At 60.5% G+C, this 10711-nt stretch carries 8 protein-coding genes; 5 read left to right on the forward strand and 3 right to left on the reverse strand.

Annotated elements, in window-relative coordinates; translation table 11 throughout:
- Positions 1-229 precede the first annotated feature (229 nt).
- The 5 genes from PMX72_RS09820 (at position 230) to PMX72_RS09840 (ending at position 6202) form a co-directional block, all read left to right on the forward strand.
- On the forward strand, positions 230-1741 hold the full coding sequence (locus PMX72_RS09820; protein ID WP_271729863.1) for a nucleoside hydrolase-like domain-containing protein: 1512 nt from the start codon (positions 230-232) through the stop codon (positions 1739-1741).
- Between the two features lie 166 nt (positions 1742-1907).
- A complete protein-coding gene (locus PMX72_RS09825; protein WP_022094560.1) occupies positions 1908-2645 on the forward strand; it encodes a DUF4428 domain-containing protein in 738 nt (245 codons plus the stop codon).
- A gap of 24 nt (positions 2646-2669) precedes the next feature.
- The gene (locus tag PMX72_RS09830; protein ID WP_271729865.1) at positions 2670-3992 is read left to right on the forward strand and encodes a hypothetical protein; all 1323 of its coding nucleotides are present in this window, start codon (positions 2670-2672) and stop codon (positions 3990-3992) included.
- 48 nt (positions 3993-4040) lie between these two features.
- A complete protein-coding gene (locus PMX72_RS09835; RefSeq protein ID WP_089573532.1) occupies positions 4041-5282 on the forward strand; it encodes an SPFH domain-containing protein in 1242 nt (413 codons plus the stop codon).
- Positions 5283-5362: 80 nt separating this feature from the next.
- Positions 5363-6202: a hypothetical protein gene (locus PMX72_RS09840; RefSeq protein WP_271729867.1), complete on the forward strand. Its 840-nt coding sequence runs from the start codon at positions 5363-5365 to the stop codon at positions 6200-6202.
- Between the two features lie 192 nt (positions 6203-6394).
- Here the strand turns inward: PMX72_RS09840 and PMX72_RS09845 are convergent, their stop codons facing one another.
- The 3 genes from PMX72_RS09845 to PMX72_RS09855 are packed head-to-tail and all read right to left on the reverse strand — an operon-like array spanning position 6395 to position 10310.
- On the reverse strand, positions 6395-7018 hold the full coding sequence (locus PMX72_RS09845; protein ID WP_271729869.1) for a response regulator transcription factor: 624 nt from the start codon (positions 7016-7018) through the stop codon (positions 6395-6397).
- Complete coding sequence (locus tag PMX72_RS09850; protein ID WP_271729871.1) at positions 7015-8508, reverse strand: sensor histidine kinase; 1494 nt, start codon at positions 8506-8508, stop codon at positions 7015-7017. The genes PMX72_RS09845 and PMX72_RS09850 overlap by 4 nt, the downstream gene beginning before the upstream one ends.
- 2 nt (positions 8509-8510) lie before the next feature.
- Complete coding sequence (locus PMX72_RS09855; RefSeq protein ID WP_271729874.1) at positions 8511-10310, reverse strand: histidine kinase N-terminal 7TM domain-containing protein; 1800 nt, start codon at positions 10308-10310, stop codon at positions 8511-8513.
- Positions 10311-10711 lie beyond the last annotated feature (401 nt).

Consider the following 10711-nt stretch of genomic DNA (forward strand, 5'->3'; position numbering starts at 1 on the left):
CTGATGGTGTCGACGTCAATGGTATACGGGCGCATCATCGACGTCTTCAATACAGACAATATCAGTGCGGAATGTTTGCAAGACTAAACCCCGGTCCCCGCTGCGTTGACGTTGCCGTGACCCTGGCCGGCCGCTTCTAGCGGGCCGCCGGGTCGGTGGCGATGGGGGCGTGGGTCCCGTCTTGCCTTGCGCGTAACTGGCTGAAATTATTTTGGTTGGAGCTTTGCTTATGTCTCAAAATTTGACTCGGGTGATTGTTACTACCGATATGGAAGTCGATGATATGAACTCACTTGTTCATTTGGCTCTGTATCTTAATTTGCTTGATGTGCAGGCTGTGGTGTATACGGCTTCGCAGTATCACTTTCTTGGGGATGGAGTTCATACGCTCGGCGAGGTGAATTCGCATTGGCGGACCAAGGGTGTGCGCTCCTATACCTGGGATGTTGTGCCTCATGAGCCCGATCCGCTGGCCGGCGAGCTTCGCGAGTATCGGCCTTTTCCCGAGCATTGGATCGAAAGTCTTTGGAGCAACGAATACGCCCAGGCTTGGCCGCAGCTGCAGGCCAATGCCGTTGCCGCCGGCGAGCCGTCCTTCCCCACGCCCGCACAGATGATTGAGCGTACGTTTGTGGGAAATGTTGCTTTTGAGGGTGATGTGACTGAGGAGACGCCCGGTTCGCGCGTCATCGCCGATGCCATCATGGACGACGACCCCCGCACGCTGTGGCTGCTCAGCTGGGGTGGTATGAATACGATCGTTCGCGCCCTCATGAGTATTGCCGAGCGCTATCGCGCCACGCCCGAGTGGCCCGCCGTGCAGCAGCAGGTCTATCAGAAGGTGCGCGTGATGGGCGTTGCCGATGGCGTGGGACAGGACAACTCGTGGCTCGACCATGGGCGCGAGCTCTTTCCCGAGCTCATCTTTTGGCGTACGCCCTATATGTATGGCAACTATTTCGACGCCAAAACAGCTCAGCCCGATACGCTGCCGCTGTTTAAGGCTCCCTGGCCTAAGCGGAATCTCACGCAGGGCAACGGACCCCTCATGGCACGCTATATGCTCTATGGCGATGGCAGGGTCTACGAAAACGAGCCCGAGCGCTTTCAGTTTGGCAAGCATGCCCGTCTGGATTGGGGCCTAGAAGGCATGCCCGCAGTGCAGTTTGAGCGCGGCGATTTTATGGCCGAAGGCGACAGCATGACCTATATTCCGCTGCTTCCGTTTGGCCTGCGCGGTATCGACGACCGCGACTTCGATACGCTGCTGGGCCGCATGTTTCTTGATGGACACCCCGATGCGAGCGCGCCCGCCGGTTTTGCCGCCATCGGCACGCCCGCAGACGACAATCCCAATCCCTACCTGCGCGCCTATCAGGAAGACTTTGCCGCCCGCGCGCAATGGTGCGCCCATGATCCGGCAGCCTGTTCGCATCCGGCACATGTTGTCGAGGTCACGGCCGACCGCAGCGTCGCAGCCGGCGAGCGCGTCGACCTTACAGCGACCATCGTCGACCCCGACGACAAGGGCTTCGATGCACATTGGGATGTGACCGTAGACCCATCGAGCTATGCAGGCGTCCAGGATCTGTCGATGTGGCAAGAATGCACGGTAGACACCGCTTTCGTCGTGCCCGCCGACGCACGACCCGGCGACCGCTTTGTGCTCACCCTCACCGTGCAGACGCACGTCGAGCGCCCCTGTACCCGCTACGCCCAGGTCGCCGTGACCGTCGCGTAACAAGCTGCAGCGCCAATAATTCGACAAAGTGCGTCCCCAATGAGTAGGAAAAATGGGCCATGTGTCCCAGTTGTGGAGACTCGTTGAGCCGTCTGGGTATCGTGAAAGATCGCGCACTCCCCCATCATCAAAAGTGACACACGCTACCAGTTGATGGGAGGCAGCCATGGGCTTCTTTGACAAGATGTTCGAGAAGAAAGAGTGCGCGATTTGCGGTACCGAGCTGGGACTTCTAGGTAAGACAAAAATCAATGAAGGCTACCTGTGCAAAGAGTGCGCCGGCAAGCTCTCCCCCTACTTTCACGGCTATCGCTCCAGCACCGCGGACGATATCCGCGAGCAGCTCGCCTACCGCGAGGCCAACGCCGAGCGTCTGGCGTCGTTCAACCCCACGCGCACGCTTTCTGCCGGGCGCACCAATATTATGCTCGATGAGGACGCGGGCCTGCTGATCATCACCTCGCAGAGCCGCTGGCGCGACGCCAATCCCGACATCATCGAGTTCTCGCAGGTACTCGGCTGCGATATGGATATCGACGAGCATCGCACCGAAATCTATCGCGAGACCAAGGACGGCGAGCGCGAGAGCTACAACCCGCCGCGCTACGACCTGGATTACGACTTTAATCTGACCATTCACGTCAACACGCCGTACTTTACCGAGATCAACCTGCGCGTAAACGACTCCACCATCGATCAGCGCGGCTCCATCGAATACCGCGAGGCCAAGCGCCAGGCAACCGAAGTCCGCGACGCGCTGGTGCAGCTGCGCCAGGAGACGCGCGACAGCGTCGTGGCCGCCAAGGCCCCCAAGACCGCGGTGACCTGCCCCTTCTGCGGAGCCACCACCATTCCCGATGCCAGTGGGCGCTGCGAATACTGCGGCGGCGCCATCGGCGCATAGCCTCCGGCACGGAAAGGACCGATCATGGCCTTCGAGAGCGTTAACTATCAGTGCCCTGCCTGCGGTGGTCCCCTGCATTTTGCCAGCGCCGAGCAAAAGCTTGTCTGCGACTACTGTGACTCACGCTTTGAAGTCGAAGAAGTCGAGGCCCTCTATCGCGAGCGCCAGGACAAGGCAGATGCCAAAGCCGATGCCGCAGCCGCAGCTCCCAAACCTGCTGCCGACGATGCCGTGCAGAAGCTCGCCCAAAACGCCGGCTACATCTGCTCGTCGTGCGGCGCCGAGCTCGTGTCCGACGGCACCGTCGCCGTCACCACCTGCCCGTACTGCGGTAACTCCGCCGTGGCGCCCGGCCAGCTCTCTGGCGACTTCTCGCCCGACCTGGTGATTCCGTTTAAGCTCGGGCGCGACGACGTCACGGCCGCACTCAAGGAACACTACAAGGGCAAAATCTTGCTGCCCAAGAGCTTTGTCACCGGCAACCACATCAACGAGGTCCAAGGTGTCTACGTGCCGTTTTGGCTCTACGGTGCCCGCGTTGACGGCGAAGTGTACTTTGACGCGACCAACGAGACCGTGACCGAGGAATCCGACCGCACCGTCACGACCACCGACCACTACGATGCCTACCGCAAGGGCAATATCTCGTTTAAGCGCGTGCCCGTCGACGGATCGTCCAAGATGCCCGACGGCCACATGGACGCCATCGAGCCGTTTGACTACGACGCGCTGCGTCCGTTCTCGGTCGCATATATGCCCGGCTACATCGCCAACCGTTACGACGAGGACTGCGAGACCTGCAAGGCGCGCGCCGAGCGCCGTATGGAAGAAAGCACGATCTCGGCCCTGCGCGAGACTGTCGTCGACGAATACGACGATGCCACGGTCGAAAGCAAGCAGCTCGACTACACCTGGGAAGACAGCGACTACGCCCTGTTCCCCGTCTGGATGCTCTCCACCTCGTGGAACGGCAAGAGCTACCTGTTTGCCATGAACGGCCAGACCGGCCGCTTGGTCGGCGAGCTCCCCTGTTCCAAGCCCAAGCTCGCCATCGCCTCGGTGCTGTTCTTTGTGATCGGATTTGTCCTCTCCCAGATTCTCTTTATGGGCGAGAACGCCTTCGATCCAGATTACCTCACCTTCGATGTCGAGGGCATTCTCATCAACATCATCGCGCCGCTGATCATCGTGATTATCGGAGACGTGCTACTGGTAGGCCAGCTCAAGACGGCCAACGAGGCCGCCCACGCCGACGAGTACTGCGGCGAGCTCGACCTGACCGAGAAGCACGACACCTTCAGCCACACCGAGACCACCGTTGTCATGAAAGACGACAAGGACGACTAAGCAATCCGACCAATACCACCCGGCCTTTGACGAGAAAGGAAGATCACCATGGGACTCTTGAAAGCTGGATTGGGAGCTGCCGGCGGCGTCATGGCCGACCAGTGGAAGGAATTTATCTACTGCGAATCGATGCCTGCTGACGTCTTGGCCTGCAAGGGCAGCAAACGCACCGGTGGCCGCAGCTCCAACACGCGCGGCGAGGACAACGTCATCTCCAACGGCTCGGTCATCGCCGTCAACGACGGCCAGGGCATGCTCGTGGTGCAAAACGGTAAGATCATCGAAGTCGCGCTGGAGCCCGGTGAGTTCGTCTTCGATACCGGCAGCGAGCCGAGCGTCTTTAGCGGCAACCTGGGCGATTCCATCAAGGAGACCTTCGCCAATATCGGCAGCCGCTTTACCTTTGGCGGCGACGCGGGCAAGGACCAGCGTGTCTACTTCATCAACACCAAGGAGATCATCGGCAACAAGTACGGCACCGCCTCGCCTGTGCCCTTCCGCGTGGTCGATAACAACATTGGCCTGGACGTCGACATCTCCGTGCGTTGCAACGGCGAGTATTCGTACCGCATCACCAACCCGCTGCTGTTCTACACCAACGTATGCGGCAACGTGACCGATAGCTACACGCGCGACAAGATCGACAGCCAGCTTAAGTCCGAGCTTCTCACCGCCCTGCAGCCCGCCTTCGCCAAGATCTCGGAGATGGGCATCCGCTACAGCGCCATCCCCGGCCACACCACCGAGCTCGCTCGTGCGCTCAACGAGGTCCTCTCTGCCGACTGGCGCGACCTGCGCGGTGTCGAGATCGTGAGCTTTGGCGTCAACTCCATCGCAGCCTCGCAAGAAGACGAGCAGATGATCAAGGACCTGCAGAAGGCCGCAGTCATGCGCGATCCCACCATGGCGGCAGCCAACATTGCCAGCGCCCAGAGCGACGCAATGCGCGCGGCAGCCGCCAATCCCAACGGCGCGATGGCAGGCTTTATGGGCATGGGCATGGCAGGTGGCATGGGCGGCATGAACGCCAGCCAGCTGTTCGCCGCCGGCCAGGCACAGCAGCAGGCCGCCCCGCAGCCGGCTCCGGCACCCGCTCCCGCACCGGCTCCTGCCGCTGCTCCCGCGGCCGGCACATGGACCTGCAGCTGCGGCGCCACCAACACCGGCAAGTTCTGCTCCGAGTGTGGCAGTCCCGCACCCGCCCCGGCACCGGCCAAGTGGTTCTGCCCCAACTGCGGCAGCGAAAACGGCGGCAAGTTCTGCAGCAACTGCGGAACGCCCAGGCCCTAGCCCCTCTATCTGGTAATTGGCGAGGGATCCGCCACCCCCGCATTTGCTTCTATGGGTTTTTATACAAGAAGGAGGACACCATGAAGACAACGTTCAAAAAGTCCGTACTCGCATTTTTGACATGCGTCCTGGCGCTCGCCTTTGCCCTCACGGGCTGCAGCGGCGGCAAAGACCCCAAGGCCAACTTTGTCGGCAGCTGGAAGCTCTCGGGTGGAACCACGGAGGGCGAAGAGCTGACCGATGAGTATATGGATATGTTCGAGGAATGGGGCATCAGCTGCATCTTGGTCCTGGACGAAGACGGCACGGGCAGCCTCGATTTGTTCTCCGAAGTTTCCGACCTAAAGTGGGAGGCCAAGGACGCTACCACCGCGAGTATCACCGTCGACAAGGAGACGACCGACGTGAAGCTCGAGGACGGCAAGCTTGTCCTTGAGGACGGCGAGGACAAGCTCATCTTTAGCAAGTCCGATAAGGACCTATCCGGTACCGTGAAGAAGGATCGCGAGGCCGCCGAGAAGGAAGAGGAAGTCGAGGAGGCCGTCGAAGACGGCGATGTCCAGAGCGTCGAAATCTCCCCCGCCGTCACCGTCGCCGATGACGATCTGTGCACCATCACCATCACCGAGAAGTTCCAGGACGACTGGGGCGACATCGGCTTTGTCGTCAACATCACCAACAAGAGCGACAAGGACCTGACCTTCTACGCTCCCACCGGCAAGACAAACGTCAACGGCACCATGAAGGAAGCCTGGTTCTCGGCCCACCTGATGCCCGGCACCAACGCCACCGAAGAGTTCACCTTCTCGAAGGGCACGCTTGACAGCTTCGACAGCCTGGTCAACACGACCATCGGCATCGACGCCTACCTGACCGATTCCTACGAGGACGTCGCCTCCTACAGCGCAACCATCGCGTAGCGGTAGACCACGACAGCCGCGGATTGGCGGACACATCCGCGCACACCAGACGGGGCCGCAGGAGTTGATCCTGCGGCCCCGTCGCTTTTATGCCGACAGCACTGCCCATACAAGCAGGCCGCCCGCCGTTTTTAGATGCGAAACGGTGGGCGGCCTATCTTTGCGGCGCCGGAACACGGGTGAGCGCGTCGATTACGGGCGCTCCATGTTGGGAACGATGCTGCCCTCGGTCACCGCGCGCACGGCCAGGCGCATGATGTTGTCGTAGCCGGTCTTGTTGAGAATCTCCGAGATGCGGCGTTTGATGGTGCCCTCGCTCATAAACAGCTCGGCCGCAATCTCGCGGCGGCTTTTACCCTCGCAGGCAAGGCGCAAGATCGACAGCTCGACATCGTCGAGGGCCGCCGTGCCGGAGAAGATGCTCTCGGGCGGCTTGGGAAACGTGCAGTAACCCGCCAGCGTGGAGCGCATCACGGCGAACAGCTCGTCGATACCGACGTTCTTGTACACAAAGCTGTCGACGCCCGCCTCGCGCGCCTGGTCCACAAAGGTGATCTCGGGCATACCCGTCATGATGATGACGCGACACTCGGGCAGTTGTTCTTTGATGCGCGCCGCCGCCACGATGCCGTTGGAATCGTGCTCGGTGCACACATCCATCAGTATCATGTCCGGACGCTCCTTGAGCACAACGTCCAAGGCATCCGAGGCGTCGGCGATCGCGGCGACAACGGTCATGTCGGGCTGGTCGCCCACGGAACGCGCCAGGCTCTCGCGCAAGATAGCCTGGTCTTCGACGATTAACACGCGGATCATGAGCTTCTCCTTTGGACCGTGGCGTTGGAGGCGAGCGGGATGGACACCGCAAGCGTAAAGGGCGGGGCGGCGTGGACTTCCAGGCTGCCGCCCAGATTCTGTGCGACATGCCTCATACCAGGGATACCCGTTCCCTCGCGATACGATACGGGTGCAGGCGCGCCGTCGTTAGAAACGGTCATCCGCGCAACGGCGCCGTCTTCCGACGTCTCCTGCCACAGGCGCACATGGACCTGATGGGCCTGCGCATGCTTGGTGGCATTGGTCGAGGCTTCGCGGATAATCTGCAGAAAGGCTGCGGCGACACGCGCGTCGCTTGGCAGCTCGCCCTCTACATCGATCTGCACGCTCACCAGGCCAAAGGCATGGACGATATCGCCCAGTTGCTCCGAAGGTTCACTGGCACCGCCACGACGCAGATCGGCGGCGATCGAGCGCAACAACGGGTCGATCTGCTCGAGCGACTCGTCGTCCAAGCGCCCCTCCTCCAAATAGCGATGGAGGATAGACAGGCGCTGCCCGATCACGTCGTGCACGCGGGCGCGCATACGCAGGTAGGCCGCGTTGTCGGCAACTTTTTTGACTTCTTCGATCTGGGCCTGGAGCTCTTGGCCCGCAAGCTCAAGCAGGTGGTTGGCTTGCGCCAGACGGTCATGCGCGTGCGCATACTCTGTCACATCCAGGCCGATAATGCGCTCGAACGAACGGCCCGAAACCATAACGTCATCGTGCACAAACAAGCGAATCTCGGCGGGAGAAACCTCGACCACAACGCGCGCCTCACCAAAGCGGTCCAGATTAATGCGCACGCGGTTCCTGCTGCTTTCGGGCATTTGCATACTGAGTTTGCGCAGGTCGTTCCATGTACCGCTCATATCGCCTAGGTCGGTGGGCATATGAAGCTCCACTAGGTTTTTTCGCATGCAGCGGTTCATGAGCAGCGGACGGCCCCTCGGGTCCAGATATAGGATGCCCACGGGAATCACGTTGATGGTTTCGATCGTCGAGAACGCAGTGATATCTTCCTGGCGGTTACGGACGTCCATCAAGAGCGCCGCGATGGAGCGGAACAGGAAGAATGCCGCCTCCGCGATAACAACCGCAGTCCACGCCGAGCCCATGGCACGAACCGCCGGCGGCGTCACGGCGGCAACAAGCAGCAGCTCGATCAGCATGACAGGGCGACGATAGCGCACCATCAGAGCGACGCCATAGGCAAAGATCGCGGCGTTGAGCCACAGCACCCCGCCCATTCCCTCGACACAAACGTAGAGCGGCGCCACCAGGTACGAGGCACTCGATCCAAACAAGATAACGGCCGAGATCATCAAGTGGAGCACCAGGCTCGCCTCGTAGGCGCAAATCACCTTGCGGTTATAGGACGAGCGACGCGATGCGATGAGCGGAACGTGAATCGTCTGCAGACATGCTGCGAGGGCAAAGACGACATCGAGCGCGACAATCTGAGGAGGGATGAGCGGAATCTGCATGGTCACTCACCCGCCCGTGGCATCAAGACGACCATGCGCAGCTGACCGGGCTCGCCCTCAAGACGATACGCCACGTTTCGTCCCCGCAGCGCGAGCTCGAGCTCGCGGGCGGCGGGCGTCTGCGAAAGATCGCCCTCGTCGTTGGAGAAGAGCGTGGCGCGCAGCTCGACACTGCACGAGTCATGGTCGCTCAGGTGATACATAAGCGCCGGATGATCGGTGGTGTAGGCAAAAAATGCAAAGTCGTACACACAGTCGTACAGTGCGCTTACCGCGCTGGCGTGCATGGGGCGGCGTATGGCGATAATCGAAGCGCAGTCGACATCGATGGTGCGCAGATCACTTGCGAGCTCATTGGCAATGAGCTGAATGCGGTCGCGATCAAAACCGCTCTCCCCGTGCTGTGCCAACGTGAGCGACCCCTTGCGTTTGCAATAGGCGACGAGCATCTTGGCGCGCTGCAGCATGCGGTAACGCTCGTGCGAAGATGCCTCATCGGTCAACGGCGGCAGCGAGCTCAGCAGGTCGTACATCCCTTCGAGCGCGCGGGCAAGCGCTTGATCCACGTCTTGGACCAGTAAGGTCTCGGCCTCTTGATCTGCCAGATGCGTCTTAAGATCGTAATCGGCCGTGAGCAGCTCATTTTGGCGCTGCAGCTCCATACGACGATGTGCCAGTTCACGGTTAAGCTCGTTAAGTTCCGACACGTCTTGGGCAAGCAGGGCCGATCCGCCCAGCAGTGGAAAGGCACGGTACATCACATCGGGATCGGACGCCACGGCAAAGGCATGGGCATGCCCGTGTTCCTGGGCCCGAAGCTCTTCGCACACGCCCGCCGGCATTGGCTTCGACACCGGTGTGGCATAGACTTCCTGGAGGTCGCGCGTTAGAACTTTGAGGTCAAGCGGCAAGGTGTCGAAGATGCCGGCGATATCGTGATACGACGGGATGACGCCGCAATCGAGGCAAATCTCGAGCGTCACCACGCACAACACGCAATAGACCAGCGAAAAGTTGAGCTTCCACGCCCAAGGCACGCGCATGGCATATGAAACGGCAAAGAACGCGCCGCCCAACAACACGAGTGCCGCCGTGCCCGAAAAACGCTGGATTCTATAAGACGAGGACCGTCCCACCAGGGCAAAAAAAGCGACAAAGTTAAAGGCGGTCCACACCAGATAGACAAAGTAGCCCCAACCATACGTGTAGTCGTTGCTCCAGGTCTCGCTTGCGCGGTCGAAGTGGAATACCTGCCGGTGCACATCGTTGGTGAGCACAAACGCGACAAGCAGGGCGGCCGTAATCCACAAGGCCGCGCGGTAGCGGCGGCCCGCGCGATGCTGCTCCACGCCCGCGAGACGCATGCCGCACAGCTGATAGAGCAACGGGACGAGCGTCATGGGCACGTAGTAGAGGTACCAAAGCAGCGTGGCATAGTGTGGCGTGAATGATTTGTACTTAAAGATGACCTCAATCATCCACAGGGTGCAGATGGTAGCGATGGCAACAAGGCGGCGGCGCAACACATAGTCCAAGCAGCGCAGGTACGTGAGAACGCCCCAGATCGAAAACGTAACCGCGGCGACAAGCAGCGGAAAGCAGCTCGAATGGGCAAGCTCGTCCACGACCTCTTCGGACACCTCGAAATAGGCAGGCACGATATTGGAAAGCTTGGGGTCGGAGGCGAACAGCGCCGGCAAGACTGCCAAAAGCATGAGGAACAGCGCAGTGATGGCGCCAGCGATAGCGAAGACGCGGTAGCGGTATACACGATGCGTTATGCCAACAAGGAATCGCGGCATGGCGAAGAGCCTGCCGCCCCTGGGATCCGCCACGGGTGCGGATCGGGCGGCCGCGTGGCCGATATGTCGCTCGCGGGTACCCATAGTGCTTTTAGTGTACCGACAGGCGGGCCCAAAAAGCGGGCCACATGTCCCAAAATCCGCCGACGGCAAAGGGTGTCCCCAGCGACTAGTCGTTTAAGAACGTCCCCAATGACTAAGACAAAACGAGCGAGGATTTTTGGACGCCCAAATGGCGAGAGTGGATAATCTCCCACTTTGAGCCCACAAACAGGCTAAAAACGGGAGATTATCCACTCTCATTCTGCGGGCACTCATTTAAGTACGTCCATTACAGTCGAAATTGTCAGCCCGGGACCGTCTCGGGCTACGATTGAGGCGCGCCCAGAACGGGCCGCCGA

The sequence above is a fragment of the Collinsella aerofaciens genome (assembly GCF_028207065.1).
Lineage (GTDB): Bacteria > Actinomycetota > Coriobacteriia > Coriobacteriales > Coriobacteriaceae > Collinsella > Collinsella aerofaciens_AR.

Bases quoted from the DNA above. Each gene is read 5' to 3' on its own strand.
- PMX72_RS09820 (WP_271729863.1), top strand. From the start codon at position 230: ATGTCTCAAAATTTGACTCGGGTGATTGTTACTACCGATATGGAAGTC.
- PMX72_RS09855 (WP_271729874.1), bottom strand. From the start codon at position 10,310: ATGCCGCGATTCCTTGTTGGCATAACGCATCGTGTATACCGCTACCGC.
- PMX72_RS09825 (WP_022094560.1), top strand. From the start codon at position 1,908: ATGGGCTTCTTTGACAAGATGTTCGAGAAGAAAGAGTGCGCGATTTGC.
- PMX72_RS09840 (WP_271729867.1), top strand. From the start codon at position 5,363: ATGAAGACAACGTTCAAAAAGTCCGTACTCGCATTTTTGACATGCGTC.
- PMX72_RS09835 (WP_089573532.1), top strand. From the start codon at position 4,041: ATGGGACTCTTGAAAGCTGGATTGGGAGCTGCCGGCGGCGTCATGGCC.
- PMX72_RS09845 (WP_271729869.1), bottom strand. From the start codon at position 7,018: ATGATCCGCGTGTTAATCGTCGAAGACCAGGCTATCTTGCGCGAGAGC.
- PMX72_RS09850 (WP_271729871.1), bottom strand. From the start codon at position 8,508: ATGCAGATTCCGCTCATCCCTCCTCAGATTGTCGCGCTCGATGTCGTC.
- PMX72_RS09830 (WP_271729865.1), top strand. From the start codon at position 2,670: ATGGCCTTCGAGAGCGTTAACTATCAGTGCCCTGCCTGCGGTGGTCCC.